The organism is Nostoc sp. (assembly GCF_036917655.1).
Classification (GTDB): domain Bacteria; phylum Cyanobacteriota; class Cyanobacteriia; order Cyanobacteriales; family Nostocaceae; genus Nostoc.
Genome location: NZ_JBALCY010000013.1, coordinates 13,165 through 31,101, shown reverse-complemented (window position 1 = coordinate 31,101; position 17,937 = coordinate 13,165). Strand labels below are relative to the sequence as shown.

The following is a 17,937-nucleotide window of genomic DNA, read 5'->3' as shown; positions in this document are numbered from 1 at the left end:
ACTTATTCACCGCGAATAGTGCCTTGATTTTGAATTAAATACGCCTTCATTTCAATTAATTGTTCACGAATGTAGTCTAACCTGCGTTCGATCTCATCAAATCCTATTGCAATACCCTGTGAAATTTGCACTTGATTGGTGCGGAGGTGATTGAAATCGCGCTCCTCATTCACCTTTTTTTCAGCGGTAGACTCTGCTTGATGAATAGCCTGCTGTCTCTCAAGAGTAGCCTGCTATTTCTCAAGCTTTATTTTGTCGAACCACCAAGCCACCCAGCCTGAGACAGCACCCACAAAAGCTAACGTAAAACTAGCCAAGCTAGCATCAAATTTCATGATTTTATATTGGATATCTCGCCCAACTGAATTTTAAAACTTTCATCAAAACTCAAAGGCATATTATTAGATTTAGCTATTTGATTCCATTCTCTTAAATCAGAATCGTTAAGCTTTTTAAAACTACTATCAATTACACTATCCCAAAGAAATTTAAATAAGCTTAAATCTTCAACGCTGATATCCGGCTTAAGCTCTAATCTAACAGCGGCGATTTCTAATCTATTTTTGGCTAATTCATTAGAGCTAGTTGCAATTATCTGATTATAGCTATTGTTAGACATCATTTTAATAATTTTAAGTATGCTTTTGAGTAGTACAAGTTTGCAGGCTCAATCGATGTCCGATGTTACGTAAAAAATCTGAATGTGCCCAAGAATTTAGCATTTTGATTCAGTTAATAGGAGAGATGGATGATTTTATTTTTTAAATAGATAAAATTTTGTCAGATGAACAATTATTTCAGTTAGTTGAATCTGATTTATCAAAGCGTTATCCCAACATAAAGAAAACTGGTAAAAATTCAACTCCGGTCAAAGTAATATTGCAGATGCTAGCGTTGAAGCACTTGCGGGGCTTGAGCTATGCAGATTTATTGAGCGGATACAATTTTTTTTACAAATTTTTCCGAGTTTTTAGGTGATTCCATGTGATTTGAACTACTTTTTTTAGACATATCTTAGAATGTAGATGCACACAATAGAGCTATTTTTTCTAAAAAATCGCCACTGCGATCGCAACAGAGGTTACATTCGTCCGTTTACCTTTTTCTAAATTCCATCCAAATTGATGATATGGGCTGATATATCTCCAACCGAAGTTACAGCCTAATAAACCAAGTTGACGATTTGTCCATAACTGGATCGTCAGGGTGCTAAGACAGCGTAGAGAGAGAGCTACAGGATATCTTCCTCATCGTACCAGCAGCTATGCATATCGAAGAACCCGCTACCCATGAACTGGAAACTCCACTTTCTGTACAAGATTCCCAGAGTTTCCCAGAATCACAGCCACTACAAAAAGGACAAAAAGACTTATCTCAAGAAAATTTAGATCCTTCACAATCCTCACAAGCCGCCTTACAAATGGCATTAATAGCCAGTGGCTTAGGGTTGTGGGATTGGAATCTGAAAACTGACAAAACCTATTATGATCCTCAGTGGAAGCGCATCCTGGGGTATGAAGTAAACGAAATCGACAATGAGTATAAATCCTTTGAGCAACTTGTACATCCACAGGATTTACCAAGAATTCGCCAGGTATTGCACGATTATCTGGAAGGATGCACACCTGTGTTTGAAGTTGAATTGCGAATGTTGACTAAATCCGGCGAGTGGAAGTGGATTTTTGCTTGTGGCAAGGTATTTCAGTGGGATGAATTTGGTAAACCAGTGCGAATGGCGGGGACGCACAAGGATATTACTCAGGATAAAGCGATCGCTACTCAACAATACCAACTATTTGAACAAGTCCAAAGAGAAATTGCCCAACGCCAATTTACCGAAGACCAAGTTAGGGAAAAATCACAGCAGCTAGAAATTACCTTCGATGAACTAAAACATACCCAAAAGCAGTTATTACAAAACCAGAAAATGGCTAATCTCGGTCAACTAGTAGCGGATATGGCTAATGAAATTAACAACCCCGTTAGCTTCATCTACGGCAATCTTCATCCCGCCAGTCAATACGCTGAAGACTTAATCAGAGTCATTGAACTTTACCAACATTACTATCCCACGCCAACCCCAGTCATTGCCTTACATCTGCAACGCCTCGACCTCGGTTTCGTGAAGACGGACTTTTTGAAATTGCTGTGGTCAATGCGAGCTGGATCTGAGCGCGTCAAAGAAATTGTTTTCGCCTTGCGGAATTTTTCCAGCTCTGACGAAGGTCAAATGAAAAAGGTTGACCTGCATGAAGGACTTGATAGTGTTTTGAGAATTTTGCAGCATCGTCTGAAAGAACAGCCTGATAGAGCAGGGATTGAGGTAATTAAAGACTTTGGGGAATTGCCCTTAATCGAGTGTTACTCTGGTGATCTAAATCAGGTATTCATGAACATCCTGACTAATGCCATTGATGCTTTAGAAGAAAGGATGAAACAGGATTATTCCTTTACTTCTAAGATTTTGATTCATACAGAAATTGTTAGCAGTCATTTATCATTAGTCAACGGGAATAAATCTTGGACAAATCATAATAAACTAGGTAAAAAGTACAAAGTCATAATTCGCATTTCTGACAATGGTAAAGGTATACTTCCCCATATCCAAAGACATATTTTTGAACCATTTTTTACCACCAAACCAGTAGGTAAAGGTAATGGGCTGGGACTATCAATTAGTCGGGAAATTATAGTTGAAAAACATCAAGGTAAACTTAAGTGTAATTCTCAATTAGGTCAAGGCACAGAGTTAGTCATTGAGATGAATACAACTGTAAGACACTATATTGCTCTTAGAAAACACGCCAGTTTTTAGGCAATATTTAAGAATTTCATAAATATTGCCTAAAAACTTGACAGGAAGGAAATATTGAGGGGTGGTTTTAAAAATACCTCTTTTTTTGAGATAAAAATAGAATTTTGCTCAAAGGCTAAACGATTGTGTCAACTTAAGGTGAAAACCTATCTAGAAGAAGCTTTGAGAGATAGCCTCGTTCCTAACCTGAGTCCACTAATGACATCTGTGCGCCTTTACCATGTGTTGCATCCCGTATTCCACGTTTCAATTGAATCGTAGGATGAGAAAATAAGGGTAAGTAATAATCCCCAAACTTGCTGGGCTATTTACGCAAGACAGATAAACAATCTATAGGACTCATATTTGATTTTTGAAAAAACTCAGTACAACTCAAAGAGGCTTCTTCCCTACTCCCCACTCCCTACTCCCTACTCCCAGCCTACGCAAATAATTTCAGAAATCAAATCGGATTGCTATATGACTTCGACTATTCCTTCTCAAACTCGGAAGCCACCTACTCAAGCAATAGGAGCCAAAATTTTCCACTCCTGTAACATCATTAGTCTGTTTATCATGCTCACCAGTGGACTACAAATTTACAATGCCAACCCTGTTTTTGGTGGACGTGCAGGTTTGCACATTCCTCCGATATTTACTTTAGGAGGTTGGCTCGCAGGAGGTAGACACTGGCATTTTGCAGGAATGTGGCTATTCTCGCTGAATCTCTTGTGGTATGGAATTTACATTTTAATTACCCAGCGCTGGCGACATCGGTTTGTAGCTGTCAATGACCTCAAAGCATTACAAAAAAGTCAAAATTCCAAACGCCTAATTTATGCTTGGCATCGTATTGCCTATACAGCAATTATTCCTATTTTGCTGCTGGCGTTATTTACAGGAATAGGAATGTATAAATCGGCTCAATTTCCCTGGATTGTCGATATTTTTGGCAGTTGGCAAGCATTGCGAATCGTTCACTTTGCCTCAGTCCCAATGGTTATATTATTTGCAGTGATTCACTCTCAATTAGGACGGAAAGCTGGAGGTACTCAACTAACAGAATCGATGTTTTGGTAAACAAACACCCTCTCAGGGAGATGGAGAGACGCGGCAACGCAAAGACCAATGGCTAATAACTAATGACTCTTTTTTTTAAACTAAAATTATGAACTTTTTTGATAAATTGAATCGTAATATATTGCAAAATCAAAGCTTACTGTTTGTAGGACTTGATCCAAATCCAGAAATGATGCCTGTGCGTTATGAATCTGAAGAACTCATTGCTGGTTTACAGAAGTGGTTACAATTCATTATTGCTGAAACTTCTGATTTCGTTTGTGCCTATAAACCGACACTTGGGTTTTACGAAGCGCTAGGTATTCCAGGTTTAGAACTGCTGTACAAAACTTTAGCAGCTATTCCAGCCCACATCCCAGTTATTTTAGATGCCAAACACAGTGACTTAAATACTAGTACCATTTTTGCCCGGACTGTGTTTACAGAATGGCAGGTGGATGCAATCACTCTCAGTCCCTATACAGGACAAGATCATGTAGCACCTTTTTTGGTCTATCCTGATAAAGCAGTGTTTATTTTATGCTGTACTTCTAATCCAGGTGCAGAAGCTTTACAGCAATATCCTACAAACGAATCGCCCCTTTATTTACAGGTGGTAAAAGAATCAAAAACCTGGGGGACTCCAGAACAATTAGGTTTGGAAGTTGGAACTACAAATCCTCAAATTTTAGCACTTATTCGAGCAATTGCTCCTGAACGAATTATTATGGCGCGTAGCATCTGGGCGGAAGTCCCAAACCTGAAGCAAATTTTAGAAGCAGGTTTGAATGCTAACGGTGATGGTTTGCTGATTCCTGTTCCTCAAGATATGTTGGGAAACACGCAACTATCTGAGGAAGTTCAGTCTCTACGCGCAGAAATTAATCAAATCAAAGCTGAAATTATTCACGAAAATTCCACATGTTCTGTGTGGTTTCCTGATGTTTGTTTGCTAAATCAGCACCCCCACCAGGATTTGATTTTACAACTTTATGACATTGACTGTATTATGTTTGGCAGCTTTGTCCAAGCATCAGGAGCGATATTTCCTTATTACATCGACTTACGCAAGATTATTTCCAATCCCCAAGTTTTTAATCAAGTTCTTACTGCCTATGAGGATATTTTGAAGAACCTGAATTTTGATAGATTAGCAGGTATTCCTTACGGTTCTTTACCCACAGCTACTGGTTTAGCTTTGCGCCTTCATTGTCCGATGATTTTCCCTCGGAAAGAGGTGAAGGCACACGGAACTCGGAGAGTAATTGAGGGTAATTTCCACCCTGGTGAAACAGTTGTGGTGGTTGATGATATTCTCATTAGCGGCAAAAGTGTTATGGAAGGGGCAGAAAAGTTGGAATCAGCAGGGTTAAATGTTAATGACATTGTAGTATTTATCGACCATGAACAAGGGGTGAAAGATAGGTTACAGCAAAATGGTTATAGAGGTCATGCAGTTTTAACTATTTCTGAAATTACTAATACTCTATATCAAGCAGGGCGAATAAGTGAGGAGCAATTTTTAGCTTTTGCTGAAAGTTAGTACTCAAATAACCGAAAATCGGGAATGGCGAGTAGATAATAGAAAATGGGAAAAGGTTTTTCTCATCTACTTCGCTTTGATCATATTTAATTCCCAGGTTCAATCTAGTAACTGAAATAATTTTGATTTCTAAATTGATTATGAATTTTTCACTGAATCAACTACTTAGATGGTTAATTTTTACGCTGCTATTTCCTCTAGTCTTTCTCAATGCTTGGCTAGCATTTTTGCTTGTTAAAAATTTTCAACCTGTTGTAACAATTCTTGTCTTGGCTACTTTGCTTGCATTCGTTTTAAATTATCCTGTTTCGATTCTCCAACAGCGGCGAGTTAAACGCAGCTATGCAGTAGCATTGGTTTTTATATTAGCATTGATAATTGTTGTTGCTCTGGCTATCACTTTATTGCCCATTGTTTTAGAGCAATTTAATGAGATGGTTAAAGTCCTTCCCCAATGGATTGATTCTAGCGAAGAAAAGCTTAAGATTGTAAATGATTGGTTTTTTAGGCACAAATTAAATGTGGATTTAAGTCAGTTTTTAACACGAATTACTGACCAATTACCCAATGAATTAGAGTTTGTTTCCGATAAACTTTTAAGTATTATCAGAGATACAATTGATAGTATTTCTGAGGGATTAATTACAGTGGTGCTGACCTTTTATCTATTGTTAGATGGCCCAAGAATTTGGGAGGGTATATTTAAGAAATTACCTGTAAATTTTGCTCAGAAGGTAAGTCAATCTATTCAGCAAAATTTTCAAAATTATTTGATTGGTCAGGGAAGTTTGGCTTTGCTGATGGGAGTTTCAGTAACATTATTGTTTTTAGCTTTTCAAGTCCAGTTTGCTTTACTCTTTGGTTTAGGGGTTGGTCTTTTGAGCTTAGTTCCCTTTGGGGATGTTGTCAGTCTGATTGTAATCACTTTAATAATAGCCTCACACGACTTTTGGCTAGCAGCGAAGGTTGCTGCGGTAGCTGTTGTCATTGATCAGTTAATTGATCAGGCGATCGCACCCCGACTTTTAGGTAAACTTACTGGCCTTAGACCAATATGGGTGTTAATTGCTTTGCTTGTAGGAACTAATGTTGGTGGAGTCTTGGGTTTGCTAATCGCGGTACCCGTAGCTGGTTTTATCAAAGATGTAGCAGATGGTTTTTCTAAATCTGGTGATTCTGAAAATGCTGTTGATGGTGAAGTAGCATCAGAATTGTTGCCAAAGGAATCAATATCGCAATGATTTGTTGATTTGCATGAGATACAGACCTTTTGTAGGGGATCACAGATGTGCATGGGTGTCAACTTCATCTGAAATCGGCGCTGAGAAACTGTGTCTACACCGATTTGAAGTTTTTGCAAATATTTTTGAGATGCTCGGTATTTATCCATGATCAGCAGGGTCATCTTCCTTTACGTTGAATGTAAAACATTAGGATTGCGCCGTTCGGTAACAGAGGGCTATGGTGAGCGATGCCGCTGCTGCTAGCGCTGCTGCCGCCCGAATGTGATTCCAGATTGTCCAGTTGGCAAGGTAGCTAGACCATAGGTTCGCACCGATGCTGCTGTCCGGCTCGACTCTTGCCAGGGCTTCGTTGAGCGGCACATTGAACACAATTGTCACGCCTAATGTACCAACGAGGTAGAGCAAGCTGCCGATGAGCAAGTAGGCGGCATCGGGTTGATGCCACCTTAATAGCGAGGAGACTAAAAGAAAGATGCAAGCCGCAGCTGTTCCCAAGAACACTGCCATAAACAACGGATTAATCACCGTGATATTGATGGATTGCATGGCGGCAATGCCCTGTGTCGGCTTCAACTGAGCAAGGGCGTTCATCACGAAGGATGAGAAGGCAAAGAAGACTCCGGCTATCAAACCGCAGCCCAGTGCTGAGAAAAGCTTCAATGCGAAATAATGTTGTTGAGTGATCAGATGTTGCAGCATCGCTTTATCCTCCAACCAGTTGAGCAACTTGAATAACGTGAGTTCGACGGAGTGAATTGACTGTGGTAGGTAGTTAAACATGAACTCGACAGATTAGACCTCTTGCATAAATCAAAAATTAAGAACCCCACCCCGCATTTGCTAACGCAAACGCTCCCCTCCCGAAGAGCGGCTACGGTGTACACACAAGTCGAAAAAAGCTCGATTTCTCATTTCTCCTTGTTCTCTCGTTCCCATGCAGAGCATGGGAATAGTTGATTAGAGGCTGCTGCCTCCAGTCAGATATTGAGTCAGAGACTCAATGAATACATTCCTCATGCAGAGCATGGGAACGAGTCAAGCCTAATCAAGCTAGGTTTTTAAGACTTGTGTGTACACCGTAGCCCCGCTTGCGGGGAGGGGTGTTAGGGACTTTTGCAAGAGGTCTATTATATAGTGTCCTTATCTGAACTAGAACTGCCATAAGCCACAATAGAAATTGCCGATGTTTGAGGCGCTGATTATGGAAGAATTATTAACCCTAAAAGACTTGCTTGTTAAGGGCGATGTTGAAGGAGCATTGCTGATAGTGGAAGAATTAACAGAAATGAGCCGAAATGACATCATCAAAACGATTCGTAGTTATGCAGTGATTCTATTGTTGCATCTGATTAAACAACAAGCTGAAAATCGCACGACTCGTTCTTGGGAAGTCTCAATTCGGAATTCGGTTCGGGAAATTGAACGAGAAAATAAGCGGCGGCAAGCGGGAGGCTATTATCTCACGCCAGAAGAATTGTTAGAAATATTAGCAGAAGCCTATTTAAATGCCATTGATCAGGCTTCCTTAGAAGTAGAAGAAGGTCTTTATCAGCCTGAAGAATTAGAAAAAGTTATTAACCGAGAAGAAATTATCAATCGTGCTTTGGTTTTAATCTTACCAGGAGAGTCTAGTTAATTGGCTAAACAGCGACTTGACACACTATTAGTAGAGCTAAATTTATGTTCTTCTCGCGCCTTGGCACAGCGGTTAATTCAGGCGGGGGAAGTTACTGTTAATCAGCAGGTAGTTGATAAGGCTGGTACAGAAGTTGATATTTCGGCTCAAATAAATATTAAGGAGCGATCGCCTTTTGTTTCTAGAGGCGGTGAAAAACTCTCCAAAGCTTTGTCAGTATTTACCATTCCCGTAGCAGAGCGCATTTGTTTAGATGGGGGAATTTCTACTGGTGGTTTTACTGATTGTCTCTTGCAAGCTGGAGCAAAACAAGTCTACGGAATTGATGTCGGTTACGGGCAAGTTGACTGGCGGTTGCGAAATGATTCGCGGGTGATTTTGCGGGAACGCACCAATTTACGGCAACTACGACCAGATGAGTTATATGGCGAGGATGACCTGATTCCTGATTTGGCAGTGGTCGATGTATCGTTTATTTCTTTAACCAAGATTCTGCCTGCTTTGTGGCAACTAACTCAAGCTAACCGAGAAGCTGTATTGTTAGTCAAGCCACAGTTTGAAGTCGGCAGATCCCGTGTGGGTAAAAAAGGCGTTGTGCGTGATCCAAACGACCAAGCTGATGCCATTTTCCAGGTGTTGCAAGCAGCCCACCAATTAGGATGGAAATACAAAGGCTTAACTTGGTCGCCGATCACTGGCCCTGCTGGGAATATCGAATATCTTTTGTGGTTGGGAATGGAAAGTGAAACACCATCGCCTGATTTAGAGGCAATTAAGCAAATAACGCAATCAGCAACAACTGATTTACGGAAGAGTTAAACGTCGTAGATTAGACACTCCACGGAATCGGGATGGCTATCGCAATAATTTTCTAGAGAGGTTTTCTTTTGTTTTGCTTGGTGTTGATCAGCTTTCTCAGCTTGCAATTCTTCCACAATATCCCAGGCTACGGCACAACCAGCAGAATTACTGCCATCTTGCTCACAAGTTGTGCGGGCTTCTGTAATGGCTTCTGTAATGGCTTCTTCAATATTTGCCGCCCCAGCAGTTTCAAATGAGTTTAGGCTAGTTGTCATGATTCTTTCACCTTTAGTTTACAAAGATAGATATTAACTGTGAGCTTTAAATGACCTCAGAAAGCTCACCCTCCGGGTGACGCTCCTGCGTCGCTAACGCCAGTCCCTCTTTGTGGAAGCAACAAGACCAGGCTGGCTCACATTTCCAGTTTAGATAGGCTGACCACAAGAGGCGGTAGTAAACACCGTCATCTTTTTTGCAAAATTGAGTGGGAATTACCCTATTGTCATCTTTGATTCAAAAAGGTAGGGAAATTCCACTAGTTGTGGTCACTATTAGAGATAGTCATGTTCTCAATTTTGCATCCCAAATTGGGAATGTCAGTCAATTGTCATCGGAGCTTGATAGAAGTTGATAAACACTTATAAACGGCAACAAAGGGGAAACAATTTTTATTTATTCTCAATATTTTATCCCTAATTCTTGTCGCAGACGATACAGAATTGTGTTTTTGTCAACTTGAGAGAGAATTTCTTGAATGACACTGCTAGCGCCCAACTGTCCCCAAGTGCAGCCCTTTTCGAGGTAGACTTGGGCGGCTTTGCCAACGGAGTATGCACCATAACCAGCGATCCCAGCTTGAGCGATCGCACTGCCAGCAAAGGCAGTAATATTGCTGGGATTGTCACCACTGGTTATTGCAGCCGTACTCTTGCCCAAACCCAAAATAAAACTACTACCTAATTCTCCCAGCAGCAAGCCACCAGAACTAAATAAAATCGTTTTTAAAATTTTCCCGGCTTCATAGCTAGTCATCGGCAAACCATACAATCTAGCTAGAGCGCGAATTAAAGCCAAATCGGCAACAGTTCCGCCAAGGATATCTAAAAAAGCAATGGGATTGAGCATGACTGCCAAAGCTTTGTATTTGGTAAATTGCCAAATGATATTTTCGGCTTCTTGTTCGCGTAAGTCGATGGTTTTTTGAGCGATCGCGGCTTCTGCATCCCGTGCTTGGATGAGTGCATTTAAAGCCAGAAGCGATCGGCCTTCTCGATTGAGAATATTCAGAATTATCTCTTTTAGTTCCTCTACTTGCGGTAGCGGTGTCTCCCATTCATAACTGACACGACCATCAGGCCACTCAACCCGTACTTCCATTGCTGCTGGTTCCGCCGCCACCATCACAATTTCATCAGGTAGTAGAGGCTTGGCTTGAGGATTCCCTGCACCCAGCTGTTGCAAATTTTGGTAAATCGCTCCCTGGTCTGTATCTGGGTAAAGGTCTATTTTGTTAAACACCAAAATCAGGGGTTTTTGCGATCGCCGCAATTCCAGCAATGCCTGATACTCAGTGCGCGTGATATCACCAGACACGACAAACAAAATTAAATCCGCCTGATGTACCACTTCTCGTGCCATGTCCGCCCGTGACTCACCCTCAATTTCATCTAATCCGGGGGTATCAATTAACTCTACTAGTACCTTACCTCCTGGCTGCCAACGGACGGAACGGGGCCATTGAGTGACACCGTTCAGGGGCCCGGTTTGCAAAATCTTGTCTCCCAGCAAGGCATTTAAAACTGCTGACTTTCCCCGACTCACCAAACCAAAGGCGGCAATTCTAATGATGTTAGAGTCCAGCTTGTTGAGTGTGGAATTCAAAGCTTCCAATTCTGGTTTCACCAAACCTAGCAATTCTGGGTTAGATGACAATTGTCCTGACTTACGAAGATATCCATACCAAGACAGCGCTTGTCTGAGACTGGCGCGGGCACGATTTAAGTGAGTTTCTTGCAGATTACGCGAACTTGACATAATATCAGTACTTTCAGCCTTGACTACCTTAAAAATGCTCACCTAATGCTCAATTACCCTCAATTACATGCTTTAGCATGAACAATAGGTATAAATCCCAACTCATTAACCATGTTCAATGAATGCTAAACAATGGAGAGAGAATCTACATCTATCTTATATACCTGACTTATATACCTGAAGTTCTTGGCTTATTGCTCTGAAAAGTGCTAATAACCCAAGTTGCGGGTTATAAAATGATCGGTGTTTCATAACCGTTGATTTAGGTAAATGTATATAATAATCTGAATATCTTCGTCGCTCTCGCCTTCTTTCTCTTCAGCCGTATAAGTCTTACTGCCTTGTTCCTTTATTTCTTCCGCAAGTCCATCAAAGGGATTGTGCGTCACTAGTTTTTGCCTAACAGCAACTTGGTAAGCTTTCGACAATCCACTTAGGAGATTTTTTGTCGTTTCAGAGTTACGGTTGCTTACTAGCCAATTTCTGATTTTTACCGCATCGTCTGATTTTGTAGCCTTCACTGCGCTGTCAAGGAAACTTCTATACGTAGCTTTGTACTTTAGTTCGTAAGTCGTCTTCACTTAAATCATTTTTACGGTATTCACAGTCCGAATCCCATACATCAAGGATCGATGCTTCTTGTGGATTACTTGGTTTGGCGTTGGTTACGATCCTGAGTCTACTCTTAGTCCATTCAAAAAAACTCTAACTATCTCTTGTGGGGTGGACATCTACATCTTGTCCCCCACTAGTTGCTGGCGGGCGAGACGCCATTGGTGTCAAGTTAAGGCATCAGCCCAGATGTCAAGAGAGCGAGCAGCCGTTCGTCGGTGGCGTTGACGGACGGCTTTAACCAAGCCCATCGAACGATAATGTTCGACAAGCCAAGGAATAAGTTTTAACTCAGAGTTAAGTAAAAGTGCGCGGTGAAAAAAATATAAACTGCGAAACACCATTTCTACGGAAATGCGTTCAATAGGCTGTCGCAGAGCGATAGCTACATCAGCACACAAGTCGTTGAGGACGGCGTAGAAAATCCAAGTAGCATATATTTGCATCTGTACGCCATTAGTGCCACCGACCCAGAGATAGGATAAACCCAACAAACGCTTAGTCAATAAAAATGCGTCCTCAATTCGCCAACGTCGGCGGTAAAGTTCACAAACCTCCTGCGCCGAAAGTTGTTGTGGGTCAAGAACGTTAGTCAAATAATGATACCAAGTTTTCCCCCACAATACTGAAACTAGACGCATGGGATGGTGGCAAGGGTGAGTATGATGCAATCCCATCTGAATAATTTCATCTTTGTAGTGAGAACCCTGAGATAGTACACGTGTGACCCGATATCTCACCTTTTCCTTTTGGCGTGTCAGTACATACTTGCCAGCAGCAGTCAGACAATCAAACCACTCAAAACCATAAAATCCCATGTCCACTATCAGCAAGCCACCAACAGGCAAACGTTCTAACAGGGCTTGCCACCAATGAGTTTCATTGATTTTGGCATCAGCATCATACCAAATTGCTACAGGGGTGTGAGTGAAAGCTTCTACCACCATCAACATCTTTCCAGCTAATACCGCACCTGTTTTTTCTTGCAGTTGCCCGAAATGTTTTTTCAACGCTTCGAGTGTTGAGGCATCCCCAATCCAGATGGCAGGAAATCTTTGTGCTACTGATGTCCACCCTGGAGCTAATTCTCTGGCGCTCTTTTTGGCAGCCAGACTCTCTATCACTTGCTCAAATAGTTTGGCAAATAGTTGAGATGGCAAACTATTTAGTCTTTGAGACAATGCTTGTTTACTGACTTTCGTTGCCTCTACCCACATCAATCCTTCTATTTCCAGCATTCGCAACACATCTGTTAAATGCTGTACTTGTCTATACACTATACTTAGGACTATTGCTGTCATCACTGGTAACGTCAGCACTCGTGAACGCAAGCTTCGTTCTTTGTCTTTTACCTCTTTGAGGTTTGTAAATGTCCCTGGGCTGATTAGTTCAAACAACCGCGATTCTATTTCCTCATTGCCTGGGGCCGGCACATTGACTCGATGCCGAAAATCTGGATTTCCTTGCTTTTTTCGTGGTTTGCTCATGATTGTTTCAACACCCGTGTGTTGACTCTTACCATTGTTTTGCCCACTCTTGACAATTATCTATTTTTCTTAACTTGACACCAATGGCAAGATGCCCACCCCACAAGATTGGATAATTTATTTCTTGGAAGTCCCTAACTCGGCCTCATCGCCGATACCGGATTGCATCAGCACTTTCGGCGTATGGATTGCACCGAGCGACAGCACGACTTCAACTGCCGCACCAATGCGATAGATCGCGTCACGATAAGATATCTCCACGCCAGTTGCACGTTTGCCCTGGAACGTCAACCGTGTGACCAGTGCATGACTGAGAACCGTCAGGTTTGGCCGATCCATATAAGGGAAGACGTAGGAGCGGAATATCGATTCGCGCTTACCATTGCGGACTAACACATCGCTGATAGAAGCGCCTTTCGCCGCTTCCATCATGCGTCCGTTCGGATTTTCAAAAGTAGGAATACCCACCACCCGCGCTCCTTCGACCGTCGCGGGTGCGATCGGGTTTGGATCTGGCGCGGGCTGCACAAAGACGGGTCCTCCCGTTCCCCGGTACATCGGGTCTGGCGCACCATGCCAATCTTCCAGGCGGCGATAGAGATTCAAGACCGATTCATAGCCCCAGGCTGGATCATTCACTTCAGCGGCGAAGAGATCCCAATCGTGCTGGTGTGCGCGTGCCCAAACCATGACGTTGATGCTTGATCCACCGCCGAGTACTTTGCCCATCGAGAACGGAATTGAACGATCGTTGACATGGGGATTCGGCTGTCCCTGGAAGGGAAGCTCCAGTCGCGATCGCTTCCAAGATTCATAAACCATTGATTCGCGGTGACAACACTGGGTACATCATCGGTGCCGCCAGCTTCAAGCAGTAGAACGCTAACATCCGGGTTCTCAGCTAGTCTGCGGGCAACTACTGAGCCAGAAGATCCAGATCCGCAAACAATAAAATCGTACTGGTGTCTTAGTTCAGAGGTGAGCTTGTGCTGGTTGCTGCGGACGCGATCGGTGAAATTGTCATCATTACTGGTGCTACCCGGATCGTTGTCCCGTTCATACTCAAATTCATTCTCAAAATTCGTTTTCATTGGGTCTACCTTGCTTTCAAAATCGAAATGATTCCGTTAGACCTGTCACTCGGCTCAAAATCGGTAGAGATGCTTAAGTTCCGACACTTTCGGTCAGCTTCAAACCGTGCGATGTCACTCTGCTCCACCGCATGAGCAGTATCACTTCCGAGCAGAAGCCGCAGTTGTTAAAGAGTAGCGACGATTATGATTAATTTCTTGGGACACGTGCCGACCTCCTTGTAGTTACGTTCTTTCTAAAGCAGTCATTTTGACGCGCGCAGCGATCTGAACGCTGCCCTGAGTTCTTGAGTAAAAATCGTTGGCTGCTCCCACGCCGCGAAGTGTCCGCCCTTTTCCACTCGGTTATAGTGGATGAGTTTGGCATACGCCCGCTCTGTCCAACTTTGCGGGGCTGCATAAATCTCATCAGGAAAGACGCTCACGGCAACCGGAATGGCGACGTGTTTAGGGTCGAAAAAGACAAACTTATTCTCCCAATACAGACGAGCCGAAGAGACAGCCGTGTTCGTCAACCAGTAAAGCGTGATGTTGTCGAGGATATCGTCTCGCGTCAGTCCCTCAGACTGTCCGTCAAAGACGCGTGCGATAAGTGCGTAGCTGCGCGCGTCGTGGTCGAGTATCCAGGCGGCTAGACCGACCGGCGAATCTGCAATGCCGTACAGCGTTTGCGGGCGGTTCGCCATCTCCTGAGCGTAGCCAAGTCCGTGCTTATAGAAAAAGTCGAGCTGATCCCACGCGTTCTTCTCGTTGGTTGAGAGTCCAGATGGCGGCGGGTCGCCGAACTTAAGTGCTTTTGCAACATCGGCTGGAACAGTGGCAGGCATGTTGGTATGAATGCCGAGCAGTCCCGGAGGTGTCAGCAGGGCCATTTGCTCTGTGACTGCATTCCCCCAATCACCCCCTTGCGCCACAAATCGCGAGTAGCCAAGGCGCTGCATCAGCACAACCCAGGCGCGTGCGATACGGGCAGGGTCCCAGCCGGTCGTGGTCGGCTTGCCTGAAAAACCATAGCCTGGAAGCGAGGGAATCACGAGGTCAAAAGCGTCCGCTGCATTGCCGCCATATGCCGTGGGGTTGACCAGTGGCTCGATAATCTTCAGTTGCTCGATGATCGATCCGGGCCAGCCATGCGTGACGATGAGCGGCAAGGCGTTTTCCTGGTTCGATCGAACGTGAATGAAATGAATATCAAGTCCATCGATCGTGGTGATAAATTGCGGTAGAGTTTTCAGTTTCGCCTCAACCTTGCGCCAGTCGTAATCGGTTGCCCAATAGCGCGCGAGTTTCTGAGTCGTTGCGAGCTGCACACCCTGCGACTGATCGGCGACCGTCTCCTTTTCGGGCCATCGCGTTGCTATGATGCGACGGCGGAGGTCGTCGAGTGCCGCTTGCGGAACGTTGATGTGGAAGGGACGGATTGTAGTTGTGTCGGTGTGCAAGGTTTCAAGTTGAGTCATGGTGGTCTCCTTTGGTGTTACTTTGCTGTATTGGGCATTGGCAGAACCGAATCGACCTAGCTGTGTAGTCGCAATAGTCATGGCCGCAATGCCCAAAAATTGGCGGCGTTGATGGTTGATTTTTTCAGACATTGATCTTTGTCCAATTGGGTTTAACCCAACTTGCTGTAATTGAACCGGCTGTCTGTTTCAAATGTGGGTATTAGTGTTGGTCTAGCCAAGAAAAAGCGGTTAGGACTCGCGCCAAAATAAGTTACCCAGTTTTACCTTAGAAAAGAGGAAGAATGAAAGAGAAAATGTTGATTTAGCGTCTTTTCACCTTTTTCTATAACTTTTAAAACAGGTAAGTTATTTCTGCGCGGCTACTTAGCTTTATTTTCCGTCGATAACAACCGTTCACTTGGTCCGAGGAATGAATCCAGGCACGCCGGTATCGACCACTGCGTTGAAGCGGACTCTGGTCGTGATGCGGTCGCTAATTTCCAGCATAGCCTCTTTGGGCAAGGTCGAGATATCAAAGCTCTCTTGGATATGGCGAGGGGATGTCGAGGTGGTCAGAAGAGCGGTACCGCGTTGTACGGCCCAGGCCAGCGCGACTTGCTCTGGGGTCCGGTGGACGAGCTGTGCAACGGCCGCGATTATCGGGTCTTCCGTAACTTTTGGCTCCATCGCATGACCCAGTGCGGCAAATGCGAGTAGGATAATACCCTGTTGCTGGCAAAACTCGAGGAGATCCCACTCGGGGAGATACGGATGGGATTCAACCTGCACCACGGCAGGCTTAATTCGCGCCACGGCAACGATCTCTTTCAGCCGCTCCAAACCGATATCCGATAAACCTATCGATTTACACCGACCGCCATCCACCAGGCGCTCCATCGCGTGCCATGTCTCCACCAACGTGACACCAGGATCGTAGATGACCTGGCCACGAGCGTCCCTCGGTTCCTGTTCATCGCCCGGCTGAAAAGCAAACGGGGTGTGGATAAGATAGCAATCGATATAGTCGATTTGTAGTCGCCGGAGACTTGCCTCGAACGCAGGCTGGACCCGCTCTGGACGATGGTTGTTGTTCCATAGCTTTGTGGTGACGAAAACGTCCTCCCTCTGGATTCCCCCTGCCTTGAACACCTCCTGCATCGCCTCGCCGACGACGGCTTCGTTGCGATATCGCTCCGCGCAATCGAGATGCCGAAATCCCGCTTCCAATGCAGCCTTGGTCGCTTCCTTGGTCGCGAGAGGATCGGGGATGAGTGTTCCAAACCCGAGCGCCGGCATGGCGCCAGATCCATGAGTGAGAGGTATTGTCGTATAGCGAAGCGTGTCTTCGGTAACCATGTTTATACTCCTTGTTTTGACGTGACGAGATACGGGAAATCTTGGAAGGTGTTGCAACGAAGATCCGGACTAGTGACGGAGCAAGACTCAGGCCCCCAGGCCGAGGAGCGAATCACGTTGCAAAAGTTTCCTCGGTGAAAATGAGGCTCCTTGTCGGCGATGACATCGCTCTTGACGTTGCCAAAAGTCGGTCTGACTTGTGCTTGATGCCGTCGTAGGACGCCTGAATGATGTCTTCCTTGAACTTCGGCGCACCAACGTGCTGTTAGGAATAGAGGCGGCTTCGGTGATCAATGTCATGTTACTAACTCCATAGTACTACCTAGATTGCGTTTACAAACTGATGTTGAATTAACTATGGTTAGGTATTCTCTGTCCACATTACTCAGCTGTGATAGTGAGGCGAGTTGTGGGTTTGAGTTCCGTAGCTCCCACCATCGATCACTTCACCGAGGAAAAGGCGGTCGGTGCCAGCAACTTGTTGCTGATGTTCTGCACGAGTTGTCCGTCCTTCTCAGTCTCGGTGCTGATCGCGATCCATTCGGGGTCGGCGAGGAATGCACTCCAGCGCTCCTGGCGTTCAGCCATGCTGTCCCAGGCAAGCATATAAGTAAGCTGCTGATTGCTCTCGCCGATTAGCGTTGTCCAGAATCCAGCCTGGCGGATGCCATGCTTTTCCCAAATCCGCAACGTGTGGTTCTGAAAGCGCGAAAGCAGTGCTGGTAGTCGTCCGGGCATGGACTGATAAATGCGTAATTCGTAGATCATTCCTTTATCGAGTTGAGTCATGATATGTGCTTCTTTAAAAGCTTTACGATCAAGCAATCGTGTTTGAGAG

18 protein-coding genes and 1 pseudogene are annotated in these 17,937 nt (G+C 44.2%); 7 read left to right on the top strand and 12 right to left on the bottom strand.

What is annotated here, in order from left to right:
- Positions 1 to 2: 2 nt before the first annotated feature.
- Positions 3 to 173: a hypothetical protein gene (locus tag V7K30_RS07505; protein ID WP_334998485.1), complete on the bottom strand. Its 171-nt coding sequence runs from the start codon at positions 171 to 173 to the stop codon at positions 3 to 5.
- A gap of 158 nt (positions 174 to 331) precedes the next feature.
- Entirely contained in the window at positions 332 to 622 is a 291-nt protein-coding gene (locus V7K30_RS07500; RefSeq protein WP_334998484.1) for a hypothetical protein, read from the bottom strand.
- 59 nt (positions 623 to 681) lie between these two features.
- On the opposite strand from V7K30_RS07500, the pseudogene V7K30_RS07495 reads away from it, so the two are divergent.
- The 5 genes and pseudogenes from V7K30_RS07495 to V7K30_RS07475 form a co-directional block, all read left to right on the top strand.
- A pseudogene (locus tag V7K30_RS07495) lies at positions 682 to 945 on the top strand (ISNCY family transposase); the annotation flags it as partial.
- A 319-nt stretch (positions 946 to 1,264) separates the two neighbouring features.
- Positions 1,265 to 2,815 (top strand): PAS domain-containing sensor histidine kinase, encoded by a 1,551-nt coding sequence (locus V7K30_RS07490; RefSeq protein WP_334998483.1) that lies wholly within the window; start codon positions 1,265 to 1,267, stop codon positions 2,813 to 2,815.
- Positions 2,816 to 3,274: 459 nt separating this feature from the next.
- Positions 3,275 to 3,874, top strand: a complete 600-nt coding sequence (locus V7K30_RS07485; protein WP_334998482.1) for a cytochrome b/b6 domain-containing protein — start codon at positions 3,275 to 3,277, stop codon at positions 3,872 to 3,874.
- Positions 3,875 to 3,962: 88 nt separating this feature from the next.
- Positions 3,963 to 5,396 (top strand): bifunctional orotidine-5'-phosphate decarboxylase/orotate phosphoribosyltransferase, encoded by a 1,434-nt coding sequence (locus tag V7K30_RS07480; protein ID WP_334998481.1) that lies wholly within the window; start codon positions 3,963 to 3,965, stop codon positions 5,394 to 5,396.
- 140 nt (positions 5,397 to 5,536) lie between these two features.
- Positions 5,537 to 6,637 (top strand): AI-2E family transporter, encoded by a 1,101-nt coding sequence (locus tag V7K30_RS07475; RefSeq protein ID WP_334998480.1) that lies wholly within the window; start codon positions 5,537 to 5,539, stop codon positions 6,635 to 6,637.
- A 189-nt stretch (positions 6,638 to 6,826) separates the two neighbouring features.
- Here the strand turns inward: V7K30_RS07475 and V7K30_RS07470 are convergent, their stop codons facing one another.
- Complete coding sequence (locus tag V7K30_RS07470; RefSeq protein ID WP_334998479.1) at positions 6,827 to 7,339, bottom strand: anthrone oxygenase family protein; 513 nt, start codon at positions 7,337 to 7,339, stop codon at positions 6,827 to 6,829.
- Between the two features lie 502 nt (positions 7,340 to 7,841).
- Between V7K30_RS07470 and V7K30_RS07465 the strand changes: the two genes are divergently transcribed.
- Positions 7,842 to 8,276 carry a DUF29 family protein gene (locus V7K30_RS07465; RefSeq protein ID WP_334998478.1) on the top strand — a complete coding sequence of 145 codons (435 nt, stop codon included), beginning with the start codon at positions 7,842 to 7,844 and terminating at the stop codon, positions 8,274 to 8,276.
- The gene (locus V7K30_RS07460) at positions 8,277 to 9,095 is read left to right on the top strand and encodes a TlyA family RNA methyltransferase (RefSeq protein ID WP_334998477.1); all 819 of its coding nucleotides are present in this window, start codon (positions 8,277 to 8,279) and stop codon (positions 9,093 to 9,095) included. It abuts the gene before it with no gap.
- Here the strand turns inward: V7K30_RS07460 and V7K30_RS07455 are convergent.
- From V7K30_RS07455 to V7K30_RS07415, 9 genes are all read right to left on the bottom strand, one after another.
- Entirely contained in the window at positions 9,092 to 9,352 is a 261-nt protein-coding gene (locus tag V7K30_RS07455) for a Calvin cycle protein CP12 (RefSeq protein WP_334998476.1), read from the bottom strand. The genes V7K30_RS07460 and V7K30_RS07455 overlap by 4 nt on opposite strands.
- A gap of 403 nt (positions 9,353 to 9,755) precedes the next feature.
- Positions 9,756 to 11,111: a DUF697 domain-containing protein gene (locus tag V7K30_RS07450; RefSeq protein WP_334998475.1), complete on the bottom strand. Its 1,356-nt coding sequence runs from the start codon at positions 11,109 to 11,111 to the stop codon at positions 9,756 to 9,758.
- Positions 11,112 to 11,359: 248 nt separating this feature from the next.
- Positions 11,360 to 11,632 (bottom strand): hypothetical protein, encoded by a 273-nt coding sequence (locus V7K30_RS07445; protein WP_334998474.1) that lies wholly within the window; start codon positions 11,630 to 11,632, stop codon positions 11,360 to 11,362.
- Positions 11,633 to 11,890: 258 nt separating this feature from the next.
- The gene (locus V7K30_RS07440; RefSeq protein WP_334998473.1) at positions 11,891 to 13,210 is read right to left on the bottom strand and encodes an IS4 family transposase; all 1,320 of its coding nucleotides are present in this window, start codon (positions 13,208 to 13,210) and stop codon (positions 11,891 to 11,893) included.
- 117 nt (positions 13,211 to 13,327) lie between these two features.
- Entirely contained in the window at positions 13,328 to 13,939 is a 612-nt protein-coding gene (locus tag V7K30_RS07435; RefSeq protein ID WP_334998516.1) for a GMC family oxidoreductase, read from the bottom strand.
- Positions 13,846 to 14,301, bottom strand: coding sequence for a hypothetical protein (locus tag V7K30_RS07430; protein WP_334998519.1), 456 nt, complete (start codon positions 14,299 to 14,301; stop codon positions 13,846 to 13,848). Before V7K30_RS07430 ends, V7K30_RS07435 begins: the two co-directional genes overlap by 94 nt.
- Before the next feature lie 245 nt (positions 14,302 to 14,546).
- A complete protein-coding gene (locus tag V7K30_RS07425) occupies positions 14,547 to 15,893 on the bottom strand; it encodes an epoxide hydrolase family protein (protein WP_334998472.1) in 1,347 nt (448 codons plus the stop codon).
- Between the two features lie 264 nt (positions 15,894 to 16,157).
- Positions 16,158 to 17,099 (bottom strand): aldo/keto reductase, encoded by a 942-nt coding sequence (locus V7K30_RS07420; protein ID WP_334998471.1) that lies wholly within the window; start codon positions 17,097 to 17,099, stop codon positions 16,158 to 16,160.
- A gap of 441 nt (positions 17,100 to 17,540) precedes the next feature.
- Positions 17,541 to 17,888 (bottom strand): NIPSNAP family protein, encoded by a 348-nt coding sequence (locus tag V7K30_RS07415; protein ID WP_334998470.1) that lies wholly within the window; start codon positions 17,886 to 17,888, stop codon positions 17,541 to 17,543.
- Positions 17,889 to 17,937: the final 49 nt, after the last annotated feature.

What these genes read in the sequence shown, in the direction of transcription:
- V7K30_RS07500 (WP_334998484.1), bottom strand. Translation starts at nt 622, where the DNA reads ATGATGTCTAACAATAGCTATAATCAGATAATTGCAACTAGCTCTAAT.
- V7K30_RS07425 (WP_334998472.1), bottom strand. Translation starts at nt 15,893, where the DNA reads ATGTCTGAAAAAATCAACCATCAACGCCGCCAATTTTTGGGCATTGCG.
- V7K30_RS07455 (WP_334998476.1), bottom strand. Translation starts at nt 9,352, where the DNA reads ATGACAACTAGCCTAAACTCATTTGAAACTGCTGGGGCGGCAAATATT.
- V7K30_RS07465 (WP_334998478.1), top strand. Translation starts at nt 7,842, where the DNA reads ATGGAAGAATTATTAACCCTAAAAGACTTGCTTGTTAAGGGCGATGTT.
- V7K30_RS07435 (WP_334998516.1), bottom strand. Translation starts at nt 13,939, where the DNA reads ATGGGCAAAGTACTCGGCGGTGGATCAAGCATCAACGTCATGGTTTGG.
- V7K30_RS07490 (WP_334998483.1), top strand. Translation starts at nt 1,265, where the DNA reads ATGCATATCGAAGAACCCGCTACCCATGAACTGGAAACTCCACTTTCT.
- V7K30_RS07440 (WP_334998473.1), bottom strand. Translation starts at nt 13,210, where the DNA reads ATGAGCAAACCACGAAAAAAGCAAGGAAATCCAGATTTTCGGCATCGA.
- V7K30_RS07415 (WP_334998470.1), bottom strand. Translation starts at nt 17,888, where the DNA reads ATGACTCAACTCGATAAAGGAATGATCTACGAATTACGCATTTATCAG.
- V7K30_RS07475 (WP_334998480.1), top strand. Translation starts at nt 5,537, where the DNA reads ATGAATTTTTCACTGAATCAACTACTTAGATGGTTAATTTTTACGCTG.
- V7K30_RS07430 (WP_334998519.1), bottom strand. Translation starts at nt 14,301, where the DNA reads ATGAAAACGAATTTTGAGAATGAATTTGAGTATGAACGGGACAACGAT.
- V7K30_RS07480 (WP_334998481.1), top strand. Translation starts at nt 3,963, where the DNA reads ATGAACTTTTTTGATAAATTGAATCGTAATATATTGCAAAATCAAAGC.
- V7K30_RS07420 (WP_334998471.1), bottom strand. Translation starts at nt 17,099, where the DNA reads ATGGTTACCGAAGACACGCTTCGCTATACGACAATACCTCTCACTCAT.
- V7K30_RS07470 (WP_334998479.1), bottom strand. Translation starts at nt 7,339, where the DNA reads ATGCTGCAACATCTGATCACTCAACAACATTATTTCGCATTGAAGCTT.
- V7K30_RS07485 (WP_334998482.1), top strand. Translation starts at nt 3,275, where the DNA reads ATGACTTCGACTATTCCTTCTCAAACTCGGAAGCCACCTACTCAAGCA.
- V7K30_RS07450 (WP_334998475.1), bottom strand. Translation starts at nt 11,111, where the DNA reads ATGTCAAGTTCGCGTAATCTGCAAGAAACTCACTTAAATCGTGCCCGC.